This is a genomic window from Leptothoe sp. PORK10 BA2 (assembly GCF_034932105.1).
Taxonomy (GTDB): Bacteria; Cyanobacteriota; Cyanobacteriia; order Phormidesmidales; family Phormidesmidaceae; genus Leptothoe.
On the sequence record NZ_JAYGIG010000122.1, the window covers coordinates 30,903 to 52,555 of the forward strand.

General features: G+C 50.2%; 19 protein-coding genes. 4 read left to right on the forward strand and 15 right to left on the reverse strand.

Going from position 1 to position 21,653, the window contains the following annotated elements; all coding sequences use genetic code 11:
* Nucleotides 1-28: 28 nt before the first annotated feature.
* The 3 genes from VB741_RS19015 to VB741_RS19025 form a co-directional block, all read right to left on the reverse strand.
* Nucleotides 29-904 carry an ABC transporter permease gene (locus tag VB741_RS19015; RefSeq protein ID WP_323366776.1) on the reverse strand — a complete coding sequence of 292 codons (876 nt, stop codon included), beginning with the start codon at nucleotides 902-904 and terminating at the stop codon, nucleotides 29-31.
* 266 nt (nucleotides 905-1,170) lie between these two features.
* Nucleotides 1,171-2,202 carry an ABC transporter ATP-binding protein gene (locus VB741_RS19020; RefSeq protein WP_323366777.1) on the reverse strand — a complete coding sequence of 344 codons (1,032 nt, stop codon included), beginning with the start codon at nucleotides 2,200-2,202 and terminating at the stop codon, nucleotides 1,171-1,173.
* Nucleotides 2,203-2,375: 173 nt separating this feature from the next.
* Nucleotides 2,376-3,560 carry a D-alanyl-lipoteichoic acid biosynthesis protein DltD gene (locus VB741_RS19025; protein WP_323366778.1) on the reverse strand — a complete coding sequence of 395 codons (1,185 nt, stop codon included), beginning with the start codon at nucleotides 3,558-3,560 and terminating at the stop codon, nucleotides 2,376-2,378.
* Between the two features lie 1,087 nt (nucleotides 3,561-4,647).
* Between VB741_RS19025 and VB741_RS19030 the strand changes: the two genes are divergently transcribed.
* The gene (locus VB741_RS19030; protein ID WP_323366779.1) at nucleotides 4,648-8,568 is read left to right on the forward strand and encodes a YCF48-related protein; all 3,921 of its coding nucleotides are present in this window, start codon (nucleotides 4,648-4,650) and stop codon (nucleotides 8,566-8,568) included.
* Nucleotides 8,569-8,797: 229 nt separating this feature from the next.
* Here VB741_RS19030 and VB741_RS19035 read toward each other — a convergent pair whose 3' ends face one another.
* The 3 genes from VB741_RS19035 to VB741_RS19045 form a co-directional block, all read right to left on the reverse strand.
* Nucleotides 8,798-9,091 (reverse strand): hypothetical protein, encoded by a 294-nt coding sequence (locus tag VB741_RS19035; protein WP_323366780.1) that lies wholly within the window; start codon nucleotides 9,089-9,091, stop codon nucleotides 8,798-8,800.
* 559 nt (nucleotides 9,092-9,650) lie between these two features.
* Nucleotides 9,651-10,112 (reverse strand): hypothetical protein, encoded by a 462-nt coding sequence (locus tag VB741_RS19040; RefSeq protein ID WP_323366781.1) that lies wholly within the window; start codon nucleotides 10,110-10,112, stop codon nucleotides 9,651-9,653.
* Nucleotides 10,113-10,259: 147 nt separating this feature from the next.
* Nucleotides 10,260-10,763, reverse strand: a complete 504-nt coding sequence (locus VB741_RS19045; protein ID WP_323366782.1) for a hypothetical protein — start codon at nucleotides 10,761-10,763, stop codon at nucleotides 10,260-10,262.
* 222 nt (nucleotides 10,764-10,985) lie between these two features.
* Here VB741_RS19045 and VB741_RS19050 point away from each other — a divergent pair, with 222 nt between their 5' ends.
* Complete coding sequence (locus VB741_RS19050; protein WP_323366783.1) at nucleotides 10,986-11,528, forward strand: REP-associated tyrosine transposase; 543 nt, start codon at nucleotides 10,986-10,988, stop codon at nucleotides 11,526-11,528.
* Between the two features lie 238 nt (nucleotides 11,529-11,766).
* Here the strand turns inward: VB741_RS19050 and VB741_RS19055 are convergent, their stop codons facing one another.
* The 4 genes from VB741_RS19055 to VB741_RS19070 form a co-directional block, all read right to left on the reverse strand.
* A complete protein-coding gene (locus VB741_RS19055) occupies nucleotides 11,767-12,621 on the reverse strand; it encodes a restriction endonuclease (RefSeq protein ID WP_323366784.1) in 855 nt (284 codons plus the stop codon).
* A 169-nt stretch (nucleotides 12,622-12,790) separates the two neighbouring features.
* On the reverse strand, nucleotides 12,791-13,378 hold the full coding sequence (locus VB741_RS19060; RefSeq protein WP_323366785.1) for a hypothetical protein: 588 nt from the start codon (nucleotides 13,376-13,378) through the stop codon (nucleotides 12,791-12,793).
* A gap of 146 nt (nucleotides 13,379-13,524) precedes the next feature.
* Complete coding sequence (locus VB741_RS19065) at nucleotides 13,525-13,986, reverse strand: hypothetical protein (protein WP_323366786.1); 462 nt, start codon at nucleotides 13,984-13,986, stop codon at nucleotides 13,525-13,527.
* Between the two features lie 556 nt (nucleotides 13,987-14,542).
* The gene (locus tag VB741_RS19070) at nucleotides 14,543-15,226 is read right to left on the reverse strand and encodes an N-acetylmuramoyl-L-alanine amidase (RefSeq protein ID WP_323366787.1); all 684 of its coding nucleotides are present in this window, start codon (nucleotides 15,224-15,226) and stop codon (nucleotides 14,543-14,545) included.
* A gap of 309 nt (nucleotides 15,227-15,535) precedes the next feature.
* On the opposite strand from VB741_RS19070, the gene VB741_RS19075 reads away from it, so the two are divergent.
* Together VB741_RS19075 and VB741_RS19080 are read left to right on the forward strand one after the other, a co-directional pair.
* The gene (locus tag VB741_RS19075; RefSeq protein WP_323366788.1) at nucleotides 15,536-15,850 is read left to right on the forward strand and encodes a phage integrase N-terminal SAM-like domain-containing protein; all 315 of its coding nucleotides are present in this window, start codon (nucleotides 15,536-15,538) and stop codon (nucleotides 15,848-15,850) included.
* On the forward strand, nucleotides 15,847-16,482 hold the full coding sequence (locus tag VB741_RS19080; RefSeq protein ID WP_323366789.1) for an ISAzo13 family transposase: 636 nt from the start codon (nucleotides 15,847-15,849) through the stop codon (nucleotides 16,480-16,482). The genes VB741_RS19075 and VB741_RS19080 overlap by 4 nt, the downstream gene beginning before the upstream one ends.
* A gap of 76 nt (nucleotides 16,483-16,558) precedes the next feature.
* On the opposite strand, the gene VB741_RS19085 is transcribed toward VB741_RS19080, so the two are convergent.
* The 5 genes from VB741_RS19085 to VB741_RS19105 all read right to left on the reverse strand — a co-directional run bounded on the left by VB741_RS19085 (nucleotide 16,559) and on the right by VB741_RS19105 (nucleotide 21,647).
* A complete protein-coding gene (locus tag VB741_RS19085; RefSeq protein ID WP_323366790.1) occupies nucleotides 16,559-17,368 on the reverse strand; it encodes a hypothetical protein in 810 nt (269 codons plus the stop codon).
* Between the two features lie 6 nt (nucleotides 17,369-17,374).
* A complete protein-coding gene (locus tag VB741_RS19090; RefSeq protein WP_323366791.1) occupies nucleotides 17,375-18,289 on the reverse strand; it encodes a phytanoyl-CoA dioxygenase family protein in 915 nt (304 codons plus the stop codon).
* Nucleotides 18,286-19,134, reverse strand: a complete 849-nt coding sequence (locus VB741_RS19095; protein ID WP_323366792.1) for a phytanoyl-CoA dioxygenase family protein — start codon at nucleotides 19,132-19,134, stop codon at nucleotides 18,286-18,288. Before VB741_RS19095 ends, VB741_RS19090 begins: the two co-directional genes overlap by 4 nt.
* 210 nt (nucleotides 19,135-19,344) lie before the next feature.
* On the reverse strand, nucleotides 19,345-20,685 hold the full coding sequence (locus VB741_RS19100; protein WP_323366793.1) for a glutamine synthetase family protein: 1,341 nt from the start codon (nucleotides 20,683-20,685) through the stop codon (nucleotides 19,345-19,347).
* 107 nt (nucleotides 20,686-20,792) lie between these two features.
* The gene (locus VB741_RS19105) at nucleotides 20,793-21,647 is read right to left on the reverse strand and encodes a DUF6885 family protein (protein ID WP_323366794.1); all 855 of its coding nucleotides are present in this window, start codon (nucleotides 21,645-21,647) and stop codon (nucleotides 20,793-20,795) included.
* Nucleotides 21,648-21,653: the final 6 nt, after the last annotated feature.

Here is a 21,653-nt window from a genome sequence, read left to right on the forward strand (position 1 = left end):
ATGAATAATCAATGGCTAAAACCCAGATTTAAGCGATGCGTCGATTAATCAGGGGATAGGTTAGGGCCAAGGCCCCACCACAGAAACCGCCCAGCAGCAGCAGGGACATGCCCATGGAGACATCCCCCCAGGGGCCTACCATGACAATGCTGCCCAAGTTCCAGGCGCTATGCAAATAGAGATAGCGAATGGGTTCAATGGCGTAACTGAGGGGGTTCAAGCTGGCAATGGTGCTCAGCCAGCGGGGCATAAAGGACAGGGGCACCAAGGCCGTGCTGGCAAACAGCAGGGGTAAGTTGGTGACAAAAATAACGGCGATCAGTTCAATGTGTCCCGGTAGGGCAAAGGCCAACCCTAGGCTAAAGGCGGTCACCCCCAGCACCAGCATTAAAATAATTGCCCCCATCAGACCCAGACCCGTGAGGCTGGGTAACCCCGCCCCCAGCAGAGCACTCAAGGCCACAATGGCGGCGGTCTGTACCAGGCTCATGGCCGCGATAAAGAGGGCCGAGGCGATGACGATGGAAAACCGGGAGACGAGGGGGGCCACCAGCAATCGGTTTAAAAAGCCAAATTCCCGGTCAAACATTACCGGTAGTCCAGCATTTAATGCGCCCCCAAAGGCGGTGAATACGATAATGCCTGCGCCGATAAACTGGCCGTAGTTGACGCTATCGCCAAATAGGCCCTGGGGTACGTTTTGGAACAGCGCCCCAAATAAAATTAACCACATCAAGGGCTGGACAATACCAGCGGCCAGGGTGGAGGGACGGCGCTGCAGCTGGATGAATAGCCGCTTGGTGAGGGCCAGGGTTTCTTGGATGAATTCGCTGAATCCGGGGGATGCGATCGCATCATCTTTCCACTGTTGCAGCTGGTTATTTTGAATGCTGGAACTGCTCATCGCTATAAATTATGAATGATTATGAATGCTGAGTTTTGAGTTCTGAATTGACGGTTGTTGACGGTTGGAGAGCGCTGGCCAAGTACCAGGTTGGTCCCTTTACGATAACGCTCCAGCTACTTCCCTAGGACCAGGGCATGGGAGCAAAATCATAGTCAGGTTTTAGGGTATCGTCTGGGTTATTTTCAGCATCCTGCTCCATAAAACGTGCTCTCTTTGCCAGTAGTTTTGCTAGTCAGCGCCCCCAAAACCTCAAACCGACTGAATTAGCGTTTCATATTCTGCTGTTTCATTTCTTTTTTCATATCCCGCTGACTCGCCGCCGCCACTTCCGCGTCCATAATTGTGCGTCCCGTAGCCGCCAAATACACATCGTCCAGGCTAGGCTGCGACTGGGCAATGCCAAAGGTGGGTAGCCCCGACTCTTTGAGCGCTGTTTGCACCGTCATCAAAGCTTCGGCCTCGGCCTCCACCACCAGGTTTAGGGAGTTACCCTGGGCACTGTTGACGATCACCTCTTGCACCACGGGTAATGCCTGCAGCATTTTGCTAACCTGCTGGGCCTCATGCAGCGGAGTAAACTCACGGATTCGTAAGGTAATGCGTTCGCCACCGACGTTCGCTTTAAGTTCAGCCGGAGTACCGGCACTGATCACTTTCCCCTGGTCGATGATGGCCACCCGACTAGCCAGGGCATCCACTTCCTCTAAATAGTGACTGGTAATCAGAATCGTTGTCCCAGCCGCCTGGAGCTGGCGTAAAAATCGCCACACCGCCGAGCGGCTCTCGATATCTAGACCCACCGTGGGCTCATCCAACACCAGTAAATCGGGTTGATGCAGCAGGCCCGCCGCCAAGTCCAGACGCTTCTTGAGACCACCAGAATAGGTGCCCGTTTTTTTATCTGCCCAGTCGGTGAGTTCCAACAGCTCGATCATTTGCTCGATGCGAGCCTTGGCCAATTTACCTGGCAGATGATAAATCGCCGCCTGTAGCTCCAGCAGCTCCCGCCCGGTGAGGACCTTATCCAAGGCCACTTCCTGGGCAATGTAACCCAGTCGCTGCCGCACCTGGCGCGGATTGGCCACAACAGATACCCCCATCACCTCCAGTTTGCCTGCATCGGGCAGGGTGAGGGTACAAAGACAGCGAATGGCCGTCGTTTTGCCTGCGCCATTAGGGCCGAGTAAACCAAAAATTTCGCCAGCTTCAATTTGTAATGAAACATCCTTCAGCGCTTGCACATCGCCATAGCGTTTCTGAAGACCTTCGATTACAACGGCGGGCTGCTGTGACATCCTGACTCTCTGAAAAATCCTTGACGGGCACAATTGACTATTTCACACAATGACCATTGTAGCCGTCAATCCGAAGCCCAAAGTGAGGGAGCCAATAAGGTCGAGGTTTAGGCGCAGGGAGACGGGTAGAGGGGGCGTCGTGAGAGGGGGATGTGGAGGATAAACGTAGCGGATTAGTCTTGCAGTTTTTCCCGTACCAACGGATGCCGAGCTAATTGCTGGCCTAAGGCGGCGGCCCCGGTTTGGTTGAGATGGCTGGGATCGGCAAAAAAGGTATTTTGCCCCATCCATTGGGACAATAGGTCAATGACGCCAAAGCCTTGGCGCTGACTTTGGGCTTGTAAAAACTGTTGAAACCTTTGCTCAAGGGGAAGGCGATAGTCGTCTAGGTAGTCGCCACTGAGGGGCAAATTGACATAGATCAAGTCGACATTATGGCTTTTGAGATAGGCCACTAGCGATCGCAACGCCCCCTCCTGGGTCCCCGCTAAGGAAAACTGACTATAAAACGCATCATAGCGGCCATTCACTCGGGGGGAGGTCTGGTAATAGACCGCTGGGTCAAACGCCTCGGTGACGGGTAAAAAGCCATAGGCGTTAATGGCACTGGGGGGCCGAGGAGTTCTCCGGGGCTCTTCCTGCTCGGTAAACTGGGGTTTTTCTGTCGCTACGATGGCCTGATACCCGGGCGAGCCTAAAATGCGGGCAAAGGTAGCATCGCTACGGCCACTGTTAAAGGCCCGTGACCCATCGCCCCAAATCACTAGCTTGGGTAGCTGCTCCGGGGTGAGTAATTGTTGCAACATAAAATCCACCACCTGGGCGGTGGCTCCATTCACCCCCAGGTTAAATACCCGCGCCGGGGTCCCCTGATCGCCCAGGGTGGTTTCTAAAAACTGGGGATTCAGGCCCTGGAGCACCCGGGAACTGCCCACAATTAAAATCTCCGGTGGTCCCATTGCGGCCAGGTAGCTGAGGTAAAGCCGCAGCTGATCATCCAGGACGGCACTGCCGAGGCTCGGGAATACGTCGGGGCCACTCAGCTGCAAGGCCCGCTGCTGGGCCGCGGCCAATTGGGTTAAATATTCCTGCTGTTTGCGTTGGACAAAGAAGCGCTCTGGGCTTTGGGCGGGGATAGTTTGGAGGGCTGCGATCGCATCCGTCCAGGCCGTCGCGACCCCATCCCACTGGTCCGCTGAGGTGGCGGTTTTGGCCAGTTCCTTAGCCCGCTCGGCCTGGTTAAAACCAGACTGTAGTGCAGCGGCGGGGCCTCGCATGGGCCATGCCTTAACTGCCAGGGCCGAACCGACACCCTGTTTACTGCCCTGGGATAGCCAAAAGCTGAGGACCAGAAGCATGGTCAACCCACCTAGCACCATCGACATCCAGCGCCGTTTGTCTAACCCCCTCATCCTGCTCTGTGCCCCTCGTTAGTTCACTAGCGATATAACCATAGCGCGGTGGCAACCAAGCTGAAATGGCAGAAACGGTTGGCTGAAATAAATTGTCAGAAAAATAATTGTCAGAAAAATCTTTGAAAAAATGTGGAGCTGGGCGAGTTAAACCTTGTCTAACTCGAAACCTGGAGTTTCCCTCACCCTAAATCCCTCTCCCTTGCCCTCACCCTAAATCCCTCTCCCATCGGGAGAGGGACTTTGAGGCTTTTCTGGCGCTCCGTCTCTAGAGGAGACGGGGCGCCAGAAAAGCCCTCCGGGAAGAGGGGCTGGGGGGTGTAGCTTGCTTACCGCAGGGTGGGGCAGAACTAGGGTGCTCGACCTGGACTTGGTTTAATTGCGGCATGGTGCAAAAACTAGGGGTTTGAGGTTATACTTCCACGACGAAATAAACCATCCATTGACGATGGCTGGGCTGGCATGATGAAGACATTTGGATTAGGCCTGTTGGCAGTGATCAATCCGAGCAGTTCTAAGCAATGGGGATGGCTTTGACCCGTCATCAATTCTGTTGGCATCTTGCCCACTCGCTCCTCACAATCACTGCGCATCAACTGACGATGCTTCAAAAAGAATTGCAAAAGGTTGAGAGAGTCAGGCCCGAGTTGTTTCTTGGCCCCCTATGGACACGCCGGTCCATAGGGCCGATTCGACCTTTAGCAAGCGTCTGCAGTGTTACCCTCTTTTGCGCCGAGCCGTATGAATCTTATAAACTTACCGTAAACTTCCCATTTCAATTTAATTTATAAGTAACTACTCAGCCTATAGCAAAATCCCTTTAAACCCTAGTCAGAAAGGATTTTAGCCAATTCCATAGAAAAGGAGATTCTCAATTAGAGTCAAAAATTGGCTCCTTATTGCAAAAGCTAATTTTTCTATGTTTTCTAAGCAAATCGTCATCTACTACATATAGTAGTGTTTTGAGGGTGTTGTTGTCTGATATGTAGAGCCTGAGTAGTTACATTTATAATCATTTAATAATATAAGTCTTATGCCTCTAGCGTGTCCTGAACCGTCGTTCTTTAGAGAGCCCCTAAACTATATCCAACAAGATAAACGCCTGGGAGTCCTCCAACGAAAACCCTACAGTTCTGGATGGGGACGGGGAGTATGGCAATTCATCGGGGGTTTACTGCTATGGTCAGCCCTATTCCTGGTGTGTTGTCCCCAACCCGCTTGGGCCCATCGGCCCCATGACGTGGTCACCCAGGTCAAGCTGTCTCCTACCTACAGCCAAGACCAAACGGCCTATATTCTGGTTAGGGACAACCTATTCAAGTCGACGGATGGAGGCGATCATTGGCAACGGCTGTTCCAGGGACTGGATAATCGCGTTTCCTTCTCGACCCTCTCCATCGATGCCCAGTCGGGTCGAGTCATGGCGGTAGCCACCCGAGGCAGCGGGGTGTATCGGTCCGAGGATGGTGGCCAGGCTTGGAGGAGCACTAACCAGGGCCTGAATAGCTTAGATATCGCCCTCGTTTACCTGTCACCAAGCGATGCCAACTTCATGCTGGCAGCGGGGGCTGAAGGTAACCTTGCCCGGACGGTAGACGGTGGCAAAACCTGGACCCAGGTACTGGATTCAAAGTATGTTGTATCGGCCTTAGCCTATGGCGACGATACCCTATTTGCTGGAGAGGCTTCGGGTCAACTGTTACGCTCCGACGATCAAGGAAAAACCTGGCAGCCGCTGGTATCGGTTGAGGGCAATGTCACCGCCCTGGAAGCGTCGGTGGACTATGCCAAAGACGCCATCCTCTATGTCGGGACTGAATCCTCCGGCATTTTTGCCCTTAATACCGCTACCCAGGCTATCACTGCGCTCAATCAGGGCCTGGCTGATCTACGGATTCAAGACATTCAGACGGTGCCGGGAGATCCTAACCAGCTGATTCTTTCCAGCTGGGATAGGGGGATCTCCATTTCAATAGATGGGGGGCAAACCTGGACCGATTATCCAGACGGTCTGGTTAAAGACAAAATGGCCGATGACGATGAAGTCACCCACTTTTCCGAGATCGCCCTTTCTAATAATTTTCAAGCAGATAAAACGGCCTTTGTCGGCGGGTTTAATGGGCTTTATAAATCCACGGATCTGGGCCACACCTGGCAGGAGCTGGAAACCCTGTCCACGGAAACTGTGATTTCGATGGATGTATCGCCAAACTATGGCGATGACGGCACCCTTGCGATCGCAACCTATGTCGGCAAGATTATGCTGAGTCAAGACCAGGGGCAAACCTGGCGGTTGGCCATGGAAGGTGTCGACATTCCACGTCTTAATGGTAATTTTGAAACCCCCTACCAAGACCCCCGACGGTTTTTTGACATCGCCTTTTCACCCAGCTACGCCAGCGACCAAACCCTCTTTACTACTACCCTCTGGACTAAGTTTCTGCGCTCGACCAACCAGGGACAGTCCTGGTCACTCCATTCCCTCGATCAGGAAGCACGGGGGTTGACCCTCTTGCTATCACCTAATTTTGAGGCCGATAAAACCATGTTTATCGGTAACCAAAAAGGTAGTGTCTTACGCTCGACAGACGCCGGCAAACGTTTTAAGGAAGTAGCGAAACTGCCTTGGTCGCGGGGGAATGATAGCCCCTCCATGGCAATTTCACCCAATTTTGCCACTGATCGGACGCTCTACATGGTGGCCGAAACTGGAGTTTACAAGTCAACGGATGCAGGCCAGAACTGGCAGTCCACCACCGCCGACCAGCCCTTGGCTGAACTGGGTAGCTTACAGATTGTAATTTCACCCGACTACACCCAAGACCAGACAATCTTTGTCGGTAGCTCTACCGGCTTGTTTAAGAGCACAGATGCGGGAGCCAGTTGGCAGCCGGTTGCGATCGCAGATTTTACCCCAGCCCAGAGCCTGGTAGAGGGCGTTGCCCTATCCCCAAACTATGGCCAGGACGGTACGATTCTGGTCAGTTTACGGGGGTATGGGTTATTTAAGAGTCGCGATCGCGCCCAAACGTTTTCTCCCATTGGCGATTCTCGCCTAGCCTTTGCGCGGCTGCCCAAGTTGCCCTGCGCAGGGCGGCCTATCCAGTTTTCACCCAACTACGCCGAAGACCAGACAATCTTTGGCTTTGGTGCCGCCACCCCCACCGATGTCTTTCGCTCCACCGATGGGGGTGAAACCTGGACCGTACTGACCATACCAGAGGTGGAATCCAGCACTAAACTTGGATTCGCCAAGTCTCTAGGGATTGCCACAGACATTTATCGCAAACGCCTGATTGTGTTTGGCTGCCTGGGGGTATTGGCTGCAGCCGGTTACGCCCTGTTCAGACGGATTCCATTTGAGCGCATGGGCTCGCGTCAGATACGTCTGCTCATTTGCCTTACTGGTGTGATGGCAGCAATTAGCTGGGTTGCTTTTGAACGGTTAGTTGCCCCCCAACAATCTGCCGAAAATGGCTTCTTGATCTGCCTAAGCTTTGCTGCCTTGTCCTGGATATTGACCAGCACCTGGTTCTTCCGCCAGTTTGTCGGTGAAGCCACCGCCGAATCCCTGGGCGCAATTCGCATTGTCACCTGCGGCACCCTGGTGCTCATGACCCTGTGGATGGAAGATCTCCCCAGCAGTGCGCTACTGCCGGTTGAGATTCGCCATTCCATGGGAGTGATCGACTACTTCTACGCTATTCCTGGTTTTGAAGCCTTTACCCGTAGCCAGCCCAGCCTACAGTTGTTTGAATGGCTAACCGCCCTGGTGCTGATTCTGGGCACCATTGGCTTCAGGACTCGCTGGATGATACCCTTAGGAGCATTTTTCTATCTCATCCTGGGGGGCATTTTACGGCAGTACACCTGGTTTTACCACACGGGGTTGTTGCCAGTTTATTTACTGCTGGTGCTGTCGTTTAGCCCCTGTAACGATGGCCTATCTGTGGATCGGTGGCTGAAGCAACGTCGCGGGCAACCAGTGCCTGTGGCCGATCAGCCCACTGCCATTTATGGCTGGACTCGCTATGCTTGCTGGGTAATATTGGGAGCGTCTTACCTCCAGGCAGGGCTGAGCAAAATCTACTACTCCGGCTTCTATTGGTGGGCTCCTGAAAATCTTAAATCCAAGCTCCTGTCCACGACACTGGAGCCCCTGCAAACCAACTGGGAAGTCTCCCTGCATTTGGTCAATGCCCCCGATATTATTTTTGCAATTTTGGGGATTTTGGGCATCTATGGTGAACTTGCCTACGGATTAGTGCTCTTCTCCCGGTGGGCCAGACTGATCATGCCAGCGGCAATGGCAGCAATGCACCTCGGCATTATTTTCCTGCAGAATATTGTCTTTTTTGATCTGATTTTAGTTCAGCTCATATTCTACGATTACACTACTATTCGGCGCTGGGTAGAGAGGCGTGGATGGTTCAAGTTTCTTCATCCCTCTGCCAGTTCTACGGAACCGGGACCGCAGCGGTCATATTTCTATCCAATTGTGGTTTCGGTGCTGATTGTGAGTATGTCGTTCATTTGGTTGAAACATCGCGAGTACTACCCGTTAACCAGCCTGCAGATGTTCTCTGGCAATAATACGTCAGGTGTAATTGGCTATAACAAGCTGGTGGCTAATTATGACTCTGGCGAAAGTGCTCAAATCTTTCCAGATAAGATTATCTATTCACCGATGAACACCCGCTATCGTCTAACCTTTCGGGATTGCCAGTCTGACCAGCCTGACAAACTGAATAAGTGTAATAAGCTGCTGGAGGCACTGGGCACAGTGCACAACCAAAAGGCTAAAACAGGCCCACAGATTGAGTCCTTGGAGGTACAGACGTGGGAATGGGACTATAAACAACAACCCAATGATGAAGACTATGGTGAGTTGAAGATCAGCCATTCCCTCAAGATATTAGATGACACATCAGCCGATATACAAGGAAAGCCCTGAGGCAATCAGGCATGGTGCAAAAACTGGGGGGTTGAGGTTACACTTCCACGACGGAATAAACCATCCATTGACGATGGCTTGGCTGGCATGATGAAAACATTGGGATTAGGCCTGTTGGCAGCGCTCAAATCCGAGCAGTTCTAACCAATGGGGATGGCTTTGGCTCGTCATCAATTCTGTGCAGGCCTGAAATAGCGATCAAAAGTATTGCCCTCTTTTGCTCCGAGCCTTAATTGCTCCCTAGGCAGTGGCGATGGACCAACTCCCCAGATCGCTTTAACTGGTTATACAGGTCTGACGGGCAGTCCTTCAAGGTTTGAGTCCAGGTGGCATCGTATCCTTCCTTCAGCCGCCAGGTCTCCCATACTTGCTGGCCAAAGCGCCAGGTAGAAACGTTGAGTACGGCTAGGCCGTCTTCGCTGTAGTAGGAGTCAACGGAGCAGTAAAAGGGTACGAGCCAACCCAGATGACGGGAGCGGAGGGTATTTAGGGTTTGACGAGGGGATAGGCGGTGCTTAGTCATGGTCGTCAATATCAGGAACTCTTGGTGATTCCTGTATTCACCAAATACACTGCCTAATCATGAAAGCTGGTATAAAAGTTAACCCTGATTAATCATTGATAAATCTCAACCACCTATTCTTAAATGGGGTATCAACCTAAGCCGGAAAATCCTGACTAGGTGGGGAATCAGGGGCCAGAAGCCAGAAGTCAGTGAGGCCCTGATTCCTGATTCCTGACTTCTGAATACTATCCTTGGGAGAACGCCCCGCTTTGAATTGTTACCTCGCTCTACCTTGGACTGTAGTTGTCTCAGGTAGAGCGTCAACAGCCGATTTAGGGTTATGAATATATTCAATCCATGCGCTGAGCTTATACCCCTAGATCATTAAGATCAAAGGCTTTGGACTAGAATTGGACTACTTTTCTAACAATGTGTCGCCGATCCATTTCTCTGGTGAACAATCCAGGGCTAAAGTCCCCATGCTGCCGTTGAGTAGTTGCTCACCACAGCAACTCTCGAATAGGGCTAACGTTGGAGTTAAGCCGCGTGCCGTAGGCACGTCGGCTTGAACGACTGGTTAGGCCCCACTCGGCGCGCGTACGCCGTGTTCGGCCCAGATTTCTGCCAGCTGCATGCTCTTGAGCCTGGCCAGTTCTTCGAATGCAATCTTCTTCTTCATTCGCATCGTGGCGAACGCGATTGCGAGAATTCTCGGCAGAGTGGTGAGCCAAGTCCCGACCAGTTTCAAGTGACCGATGCCAGACAGGACCTTTCGATGCTCAATGCTGGCTACGGCTTTGTGCATTTCGGCGATCTTGGCAGTGGTACCTAGCGCCATCCAGACGTGGGCCGCTATCTCGTCTTGCACTGACGTACCAAGACCGAAGATGACATGTACAGCGTCGTGCTGTTCGAAAGCCTGCGCTGCCACTGAGTTCATGGATTCGGTAACGGCTCCGTCGGGGTCGTCGGCCCTGCGCAAAAGTTCAATGGCTTCACTCAGTTTGAGCGAAGGTTGTGAGTACACAGGGATCGACATGACGGTTCTCCTGGTTGTGAAATTCAGAGGTGACGGCGTTTGTCTGGGGCCTAATGGCTGCGTTGACCGGGCGGCGACTAACCAACATTGATTTCAAAATTCGCGTGAACCGCCGCTCCGTGTCCAACGTTTTGTTCTGTTGCGATTTTAGTCAGGAGTGGATGTACTACGGTAGGCAACGATCGACCGTTCGCGGTCAACCCCAACCGTGGTTCCTGATTTGCGATACCATTCGGCAATGCCGTGTCGTTCAATTTCACCAGGCAGACCTTCTAACCATTCTGGTGCAGAGACGTCACTCTTCTGGACATTTGCGGGAACCCAATCGTCTATTTCTGTTTCCGGAACTACAGCGATCAATTGGATGTCCCAATCCGATGGAGCCGGAACCATTCCGCCGCCATTGTTTTGGTACATGATGTCATAATCCAGTTTTTCATATGTGCGTCTGAATGTGACATACTTTTCAATGAACTGAATCCGGTCAGTCAATTCCGCACGTGCGACACTGGTTTCCGTGACCGATGCTGGCCCTGATTGTGAGCTTGAGCAACCCATCAACACAATGGACGTCAGCAACGGAACGAGCATTCTTCTCACAGTTTGATTCATAAGCGAATGACTTTTTAGCAACAGAACGTTGAGCGTCACCGGCGGTAGATTATATTGAAATTAGGCCAGAGGTTACCAGATCGCAATCTCTTGTAGGTTGGGTTGAGCGCACGAAACCCAACATGCGTAAAGCTTTACGTCGATCAATCGCCTCCCCGCAAACCATCATAACACCAACCCCTACTACCCCATTTTTCAACCCATCCATTATTTCACATCGCAAATTGCCTACCCTAATACCCAACCCACTAGGCAACTCTCATGCAATATCGCCGCGCCACCACCCCCGGTGCCACCTACTTCTTCACAGTGGTAACCTACAACCGCCAACGCTTATTTGCCACCGATGAAACCATTCAGCTTCTCCGCTACGCCTTTCATCGGGTCAAACAAAGCCATCCCTTCGACATTGATGCAATTGTCATCTTGCCCGATCATCTCCATTGCCTATGGACAATGCCCGATGGCGATGCCGATTTCTCGACTCGCTGGCGATTGATCAAGACTGATTTCTCTCGTCATTGCCCTGAATTATACAAACGCAGACGTTCTTTGTCACGCTATCAAAAAAAGGAACAAGCCATTTGGCAACGACGTTTTTGGGAGCATCAAATCCGGGACGAGCGCGATTTTGTGCGACATGTCGATTACATTCATTACAATCCAGTCAGCCATAGGCTAGTCAGCGCTCCTTGTGATTGGCCTTATTCGAGCTTTCATCGTTATGTTGAGCAAGGGGTATATTCAAAGGATTGGGGTGCTAGCGAAGACCTAGACTTGGCGGATGGGATTGGAGAGGAGTAAGATGAACATGGTTTTGTTGAGAAAAAGAGCGGGTATGATAATTGATTTAGCCTGAGCAAGAGTGTTCTAGGTACATCGATTTGCCCGGCGCAATTGTCTGCAGTGTTGGGTTTCGCTCGCTCAACCCAACCTACGAAGAGATCGCGATCGCTCTGCAAATGTAAGTAAAGCGATACTTAGCCAAATCAATAAGACTCACCACTTCTTTGAAATATTCTTCAGCTTGATGATCCTAAAACTAGGAGCGGTGAACAAACGAAACTCCGATATTGGGACCTTGCTCAATATTTACATTATCAAATTGAATTACTCTTCCTCTAGTTTCGACATCGAACTTCGAGACGATTTGTGGGCGTATCACAGTATTTGAGAATTTTACGCTAAGCTTTAAGCCTTGAATTATCACCCCATTTACTATTAATTGGCTCTCTTCAAAATCAACTTCCCCTTCTGCTTCGTAGTGATAAACTCCTGCAGGAAGGTTACCTGTAGGCTCTCTTGTAAGGCGCTCTTCCATAATTGATTGACCTTCCTTATCAACATAAGGCAAAAAATCTAGAAATTCCCCGTCAAGTTCTACTGATAGGCTACGAGGATCTAGCTTGAGTAGATCATTTGAGCCCAAGCTGTTTGACCTAAAGAACATATCGATGTGTTCGATTTTAGGAACAATGAAGTGAAAGTTCGCCAGTGCAGAAGGCAAGGACAGAATTTCACTAGCTATAACCAACTCAATTCTTGGGTCAATCTTGGCTTGAGCACTGGCATATTTTCCAAAACTTGTTGCAACAAAATAACCCTTTTGCGCTTTAATAATCTTAATCTTTTCTGAGAACACTATAATTTCGTTTTTTCCAATTGGGTCTTTCCAATTCTTACATTCAAAAATGAAAATAGATTTGTAACCATGTCCTAAATCTATTTCAACATAGAGGTCTATTTCATGTTTTATGTTATCAACAACAATAACTTTCTTGGTTTCGATTGTAAAAATTGACTTCTCAAGTGAAGGATTTGTTTCTAGAATAAATCGCTCTATTAACTCAACAGCTTTCTCTAGCTTGTCACCTTTTTTTATGGCGGTTTCTACCATGCCTTAATAATCTCCTTATAAAAGTCGATTCCCATACTAGGTGATCCCACCATGTTTCTGCCTAACGACCAAGATAAGCGGCAGCAGACAAATTTGACAGCCTCACCGAGATCTCTTAACCGTTCGCTTCATCGACTTGTTAGCTGGTGACCGCTCACATGCAGAAAAGTTAGGAGACGACTGCTTTATGAAGATACTTCTGAACATGCTCAACCATGTCCCATATGAAGTCATCCTCAATAACAAGATAGTGTATCGGAGATAATGACATTACAGTTATTCCATTAATACAAGAATATTCATCCTCCTCATTGCTTGGGATATCACCACCGTGATGTATGAGTCGATTGCGTACTTTACGGAGAGAATCAATTCTATCTCGGCTATCCTCCACACTAGTCAGATCAATGCCAGCATATTCGGTTAAATATTTATGATATCTATCAAAGTCATTTTCTGGTTTGTTAACAGCCTGGTATTTTTTATAGGTTTTATCTAACTTCTTCTTCCCTCTTTGAAACTCGCAGATCTTCCTTAACCACCACTCTAATAGGCTGTAGGTATTGATTACCATATCAGGGATGATGAGATGGGAAAATCCATGATAAGCCGCTTGTGACTCATCTGCATCTGCATCCTCCACCACAACTAGTGCAGTCCTTTCCTCATCAAGTGCTACTTTCATTAAGTCGAACTTTTTACAGAAGTAATTTCTGAGACATTTGCAATCCCGATCAATTGCTTTTGTAAGCTTCATAGCATTTGAGGTTAAAATTTTTGATCAAAGTAATGGCAGCCTGGATAAGCCAGCTAACGTTCGCAATCACCGGACTCAAGCAACTCTTACTATCAATCAGCACACTTCAAAGTTCCGGTGCATTGCGGTTGTTAGAGTGCGTAAACTTAGACAAATATTTTCTGCAAATGCGTTCTCAGCTCGTCAATACTGTTCCATTTCTTCATCAAGTTGGGACTCTCTAACGACTTTGCTTTTGTATCATACCAGCCCCATTCAGCTTGCATAACATCTTGGTCAGCAGGCATCATATCAACATTGCTAAAATCTGCGGCCCAACAAATTTTTGCCCAGCGAACTATGCCCCATGGCCCTAAATCCCATTGGGGTTTATCTTCATGATGTTCATTGCACAGCTCAACAACGTGAGTAAGATATCGCTTACTTTGCTTCGGAGGCTTCTGAGAAAGGATAATCAGAGAGCCTTTCGGCAAGTTGGAGGCATGAGCTTCTACGCCATCACCTCTCTTAAAATTTAGGGGGAAGTAAGAACAAACTGGATATTCTTTATATGCCCAATCCGTCTCATCATTAATATTTTTGATATATGCCAAACGAGCAAAGTCCATGATTCCACCTGATCAATTGAGAGAAGTGAATACTAAAAGTCAGCCTAAAACAGTAACAATCTTAATCTTGCCAGAATTCAAATCCAACAAGCTAATCCATAACGAAAATCTAGCACTCTAACGTTCCTGGTCAGCGGTTGCAGATACCTTTGCAACATCACAAGCGGCTTTGGTCAATCCGCTGCACCAGGGTTGTTAGACTGCGCCACAATAGGAGAATCGATTACCCCTCATCTCTCTCGGAAATTACAACAACATAGCTCGGCGATTGCACCGCTCAACCTATCTTTTAGTCATCAGTCACCATTTGGTCTGGGAGCTAGCCGATTACCAGCATCGTCTCTGGGATTTGAAAGAGGAGTGACTTGAGTGCGAGTAAGAAAGGATAGCAATGCAGCAGTGAAGGCATATAAAGCCCCTAGCTGACTCTCCTGCAATTGAAGAACGCCAAACGCCACTAGCAAAGGAAAGAGTGCTTGAATAAGCCCCTGAAATAAGACTGGCTCTTGCCTTATCTGCTTGAATAACCCCATGACAAAACCTCAATATTTTAAATTCAATCCTCAACTACACAACACGTTGAAGTGTCTGCTAAAGGGGCAACAGCATCTGCGTGTGTAGCCAAACTCACAACACTTGCAAATGGTACTGACTCAATTGGTGACAAAACTAAGCTCTTAAACTTGTCCCAAGGAAATTTTGTTCCCGGATCAGTACGGCGATTTGGATCGAGTTTTGCGTGAGACACTACATGATGCAAATTCGGATATTTAGCCCAACAATAACGAACAATATCAGCCGTTGCTTTGACTTGCCAATCTGAGAAAGGGTCATTTATTTGAGTGTTGACAACTTCAATGCCAAGAGACCAATGATTGACTCTAGTTTTTCCACTATTGACATCAGGATGAGACTTATCGTTTCTGACATGCCATGCAGCAAGCGTTTCTGGGGCACATGCCCAAACTAAGCTACCGTGCTGAGGTTCATTTTCATCTGGAACAAGCCAGTGAAAACTAGCTTTGCCATCTTTCATAACCGAAACTGCACCTTCGGAACTAGCACCTGCCGTTGCGTGAATTATGACAGCTCTGATGCCATTAATTGGGTGTACGTCGCGCTGGCTCGTACATCCTTCCCAATATGCTTTTATGCCAGGATACCAAGTTTCAGGAATTGAAACATCGGTCGGGCGACCATCAGACGGAAGATCAAATTGGTATGTTTTTGGTTCAGTCATTTATCGTTCCTTTCATGGAAAATACTTTGAGAATTCAACACGGACAGAAAAGCCTGAAGTACATCTCGACCGAGATCTAGCGGTCTAACAACTTATTATACTGAAACTTTCCGTATATCTACCCCACACAAGGTAAATACCCCGAAACTTTCCATGTATCTACCCCATAGAGCAGATTATACCGAAAGTTTCCGTATAATATCCCGCTCAGGTGTGTTACCCCGAAACTTTCCGTATAAATTCAGCATCCTATACGGAGATTGCCGTGTGATATTAAGGACATTCCTGAAATCCGTTACTTGATTTGTCATGTCCTCTCAACCCAAATTGCTTGATCAAGTTCGGGACGTGCTGCGGTTGAGGCACTATTCTTACGAAACGGAAAAAAGTTATATCCATTGGGTCAAGCGCTTCATTGGCTTTCATCAAATGAAACCGCCTCGGGAGATGGGCGCTGCTGAAGTGGAAGCATTTTTGACTCATTTAGCAGTGCAGAAAAATGTCGCGCCTTCAACCCAAAATCAAGCGCTGAGCGCTTTGATATTTTTGTACCGTGAGGTCGATCAGCGTGATACCGCTTGGGGCTTGAACGCGGTTCGAGCCAAAACCACTGAAGTGAATTGATTGGTCAGTTGGATCGAGATGGAGAACTCTACACTCAAGAGCCCATTGAGGGGTTTGACCATGATTGGGCAACGCTGGCAACCGGGGTGGCCATTCCCCACGGGTTATACGACATGACCGCTAACGTGGGCTACATCCAGATTGGCATCAGCCGCGATACCAGCGAGTTTGCCTGCGATTCGATTCGCTATTCGTGGAACACCTATGGCAAGATTCGTTATCCCCTGGCTGACTCGATTTTGCTCTTGTGTGACGGTGCCGGCAGCAATCGCTCACGCTATTACATCTTCAAGCAGGACTTACAGGCGTTGGTCAACGAGTTAGGCATCGAAATTCGCATCGCTCACTATCCGCCCTACACCTCCAAGTACAATCCCATTGAGCATCGCTTGTTTCCTCATCGCGCGCGCGGGTGTCAGGGAGTAATTTTTGATAGTGTCCAGACCGTACAACAACTAATGGCAACGGCAACCACGCGCACAGGACTGAATGTGTTTACGACCATCCTCGATAAGACCTATCAAACGGGGCGAAAAGTGGCTGAAGGCTTCAAATCCAACATGAAAATTGTCTTTGATGATTTCTTGCCCCAATGGAATTACACCGCAAAACCAGAATTACAGGTTATTTAATCCACGATCCTTAGTGACATCGTCTTCAGCGTCAATCAGCTCATTTCGCAAATAGAAGCTTAATTTTTAACCAGCCCTAACTTGAAGCAAACTGACCCATAAAAAAGCGTAGCTGCTGTTGGGTTTGCCAAATATAATCGGTGGGGTTCCACAATTCTCGCAGACCAAAGTCGATCAGCTGGGCGGGCACTAAATGGTCGCGTCGTTCCACCTGCATCATTTGTTCTAGGACCCAAGGATCGCGAGAATATTCAGGATGACCTGAGAAAACCAAAATATGGCTGCCCAGTATCCAACCTAAATGTTCCGTGACGCCACTAGTACCCAAGGATATAGCCCCAGGCGGCAGTTTAGTCACCCCATCATTGTGGTGAACATGGATGTTGTAGGCCGAACGCTCTGTCCTAAAATACTCTTGTGCTGACGGGGTGAGCTGTAGGGTAACAACAGATAATTCGGTGCCGGTGGGACTCTTCTCCACGTTACCCCCCAAGGCTTGGGCAACAATTTGAGGAGCAAAGGAGAAACCCGATAAACGGATCTGTTGTTGGTGATAGGTTTGAATCACATCCCGGAGATGCACCACCCAGTCATCCAAATCGTAGGCGGCATTCGCAGAACCCGAGATAACAATGCCATCTAGCTCCGATAGTTCCCCTGCACTAGGGTAATGAAATTTGCGAGGCTCATATTTGACCAGCTCTACGCCGTCCAGCTCCACTCCCCCTAAGTCTTCTGGCAGACTTTTATCCCGGACATCCGCAAACAGCTGCTGATGCATGTCATAAAAACCGTCGGGGTAGCGGTCTAAAATTTGGGGCGCCCACCAGCGGAGATCGTCGGTGCCGACATCAAAGCTGGCTAGGCGCAGGGTACGGGATGGCATAATGCTTTAAGCCAAGGCATCTGAACAATAGTCGGCTAAAAATGGGGTACGGTAGCCATTTTGGGACCACAGAATGGGGTAATAACTTTCATCCAGGTCTAAACTGTCTTGGCGGCGATAGCGTTCGAAGATATACCCTTGGCCTACCCCAGGCAGTTGAAATTTGGTATGGCCAGCTAGGGAGCTAATGGCCAGACTCCGACGGGTTTTGGTTTGGCTGGGATTGTGCCCAGACCCACGCCAGAGATTGCCATGGAGAAAAACAGCACTGCCCGGCGGTAAGACGATGGGGACAATCTGGGGAGATTCTACCCCCGCTTCACTGGCCGCTTGCCACAGGGGGGCACGGTAGTCCTCTGGGGGGGCGTGGAGAAAACGCATCTGATCGGTAGAGTCCCAGAAGTGAGAACCCGGCACGATTTCTAAGGAGCCAGTCTTGAGGGCAACATCACTGAGGGCAATCCAGCAGGTGACAATGGCCGGTGGGGCCAGGCTGGAGGTGTAGGTATTGTTGCGATGGAAGTATACTGGCGGAGCATCGGGGGGTTTGATCCAACAGGTGTCCAGCCCATAGCGGGCTGAGGTCCAGCCCATGAGGGTGGCGTTGATTTGGGCGATTTTGGCAGAGAGGGTGAAGCTGGCTAGGGTGCGATCGCAACGCCACAATCCTGTCATCTGCTGGGTGGCATTGGGCTGACTCAGCCCCGGACGACCGTACCACTCATCGGGGTAAATGCCCGTTTCAAACTGGGTGTTAAACAGGGGGTCAAAGCGGTCGCTAATGAGGTCAATTTGCTCAGGCGTCAACAGATTGTCAACGATCAAATAGCCATGCTGGTGAAACAGTTGGACTTGGTCTGGAGTAATGTCTAGGGCAGACAGTTGGGCTAGGGTAGCTGGTCCGACAGATGAGTTTTTCATGGTGTGTGGTCCAAAAAGGGAGTACGGTAGCCGTCTTCGCGCCAGACAATAGGAAAAAAGCTTTCGTCCATGGTGTTGTCACCCTGGCGGCGATACTTGCCTGCAATATAGCCACCGGGCACATAGGAACCACAGGGTTGAAATTCTGCATTGGCCGGAACGTAAGCCAGTACCATGCTACGGCGGACGACATCCATCGTGTTTTTGCCAGAACCGTGCCAGGTATTGCCATGGTGAAAAACACCACCACCAGGCGGAATATTCAGCTGGACAACATCCGGCTGGTCGACGCCAACGGCCTGGGCTGCCTGCTCCATTTCGGAACGATAACTTTTGTTCTGGTTATGAAATTCAGGGACGGCGGTCGACAGTTCCCATTGGTGGGAGCCCCGCGCATATTCGATGGTGCTAGCTCCGGCCACGGCATGGCTGAGGGCAATCCAACAGGTGACCACACTGGGGGGGGTGTGGTAGTTGATGTACATGGAGTCTTGGTGCAGGGTGGTTTCCTTGGCCCCACCGGGCTTTTGCCAAATGCCGTCGGCGAGCAGGCGGGCGCCATGCCAGCCCTCCAGGGTGGCGGCCATGTGGCCAATGGCGGGGGACATCATGGCGGAGAAGAGGGTGCGATCGCACTTCCACACCCCGGTCATTTGACCAGCGGCCCCCGGCTTACCCAAATAGGGATTCCAATGCCACTCATCGGGATATATCCCCGTCTCAAAGTCTCCGGCAAACAGCGGATCAAATCGGGCCACTAAACGCTCCACCAAATCAGGGGGCAGAAGATCCTCCACCACCAGAAACCCATCCCTGTGAAACTGTTCAATTTGCCCAGTAGTCAAGGGCTCTTTTGCTATTGTCTGCATCAAAGCCTCCTTTGAGGAGCGACAATTCAACTCGATACTAATACATAAATCGCTAAACTACCTTCCCGTTGCCCTGGCAACGGAGGGAGACGCTACCCACAAATCCACTCCATCGATATTTAAAAGTACAAACTAATACCCTATCCCAGGAGGGGAGAGGCAACGGGGTGGGTTAACCGAATTTAACTAATAGATCTCCAAATACTCGGCCACTTCCCAATTCGTAATATGGTCATGGAATCGAGCTAGCTCAAACGCTTTCACCGTTGAGAACAGCTGACAAAATTCTTCTCCCAATAAAGCTTGCATGGCTCCATCTGCCGCCAGGGCATCCAGGGCAGCATCCAGGGTCTTGGGGAAAGGCTTTAGACTTGGATCATCTTCACTGGGTCCATCCACCATGGGTTGTAGTACCAGATTGTCCTTCAGGCCTAACAAGCCTGCGGCTAGGGTCGCCGCCGCACTCAGGTAAGGATTACTCAACCCCGAAGCGGCCCGCATTTCCAGGTGGGTTTGATCATCCTTGGTGGCCTTCATGCGGACCATCGCAGTGCGGTCTTCAATGCCCCAGCTGATGTTAGAGGGGGCAAAGGTGTGGGGCTTTAACCGGCGGTAACAGTTGGGGGTGGGGCCAATCAGGGGCAACATGGCGGGTGCATGGGTCAAAATACCTTGGGTAAAGGACTTGGCCACCGCAGACAGGCCATCGACATCGCTGGGGTCAAGAAAGGCATTGGTGCCGTCAGGATGCCAAAGACTAATGTGAAAATGGCAGCAACAGCCCGCCATGCCAGCAAAGGGTTTGGACATAAAACTGGCTTGGTAGCCCAGATGATGGGCAATCTCTTTGACTGCGTTTTTAAAGGTGAAGGCCTTATCCGCCCCCTTAATCCCCATACCGGGGCCAAAATTAATTTCAAACTGGGACGGGGCATATTCACAGTTATGGGTAATCACATCAATCCCCGCTGCCTGCAGGTAATCCAGCATTTGGGTGACTTCGGGGACGTACTGATTACGAATGTGGTTAAAAATATGGAGACCGTCGAAAAGGGGCTGATGGGTTTCGGCATCTAGCAGATAGAACTCAAATTCGTGGCCCATCATGACCTCAAATCCCATTTGTTGGGCTAGGTCCAACAGGGATTGAAGCACATAGCGGGGGGCTCCCTGAATCGGCTCGGTCGCGCTCCAGTAGGCGTCGCATACGACTTTGACGGTGCTGTCCATCCAGGGCACTGGGGTACAGCTCTCGATGTCAGGAAACAACGTCATATCACAGTACTTACGTTCTTCGTGATAGCCGGAGCCGGAGACAACGGAAGATGCGGTGTCGAGGGCGAGGGTACCACCGTAGAAGTTGAGGCCTTTGCGGGCGTAGCCTTCGACCTTGTTGATGGGGATGACTTTTAGGCGGGAGACGCCGTGCAGGTCGGGGAGTTCGAAGCGGACGTATTTGACGCCTTGTTCTTGTAGGGTTTTGACCCAGGCGGAGACGGCTTCAGAACTAGGGGGAATGTGGCTCATGAAGAGGGCTCCTAACATTTTTGTTCTTTATAATGTCGCGAAGATGGGAATTAGGTGCTGTATATGGGAGGACAGAATTAGATTTGGGCAGGTAATTATTGCGCTGTTTATCTTGCGACATCTACCGGAGAGCCATTATCCCAGCCAGAAATCTTAAACCCATTTTGGCTCACGACTTGTTCCACATCAGAACGAAATTCTGCCCTTAAAAATAGGGCTAACCCTCCCTGGGTAGTTTGCTGGGGCCGATGCAGCGACTGACTTAGGGCGTCCGGTGGTTGAAAATGTAATCCCTGCCAGCCAAATTGGGGATAGGTGTCGAGGAGGGTATAGAGGGTGTTGGCATTTTGCTGCACGGCTCCGATCAGCAGGTTAAAATGGCCGACGCTCCAGTCGGTGGTTGGGCTAGATATTGGTTTTGATTGTAAATAGGAAATCAGGGTGTGGGGTGTGGGGTTAGTGCCCCAAAAATAGCTGGTGTGGGAATTGAGGAGGGGGATGGCCTGCCAGGTGGGATAGCCGTGGCAGAGGCTCCATAGGGTGGATAGACCATCTTGCCAGGTGGATAGTTGGGGCGGAGATAGTTGTAGGGGGATCAGGCAGAATTTTTCTTGGCTTAAGGTTTGGGTGGCGTGGATGAGACCGGTGATGGCGGTGCCGCAGCTAGAAGGATCGGCCTGGGTGGGGATTTGGTCATAGTGGGGACCTTGGAGAGAGTGGGCGTTTGGGGGTAGCCACTCCCTCGGGTTGCCTTGATTGGGGAGAGTGGTTGAGGCTGCGATCGCAACCTCAACAGCGGTCACCGTCAACCCACCATAGGCTTGTAGCAGTAGGGATATCCAATAGGGACCACAGAGATTATCCGGCTGTTGATTGTTCCCCTGGTGAACCCTTAATAGGGGATCCAGATAGGGCAATAGGGTGAAGCTGATGGGTATGGTTGAACCTGGGGGGAATGTCATCGTAAT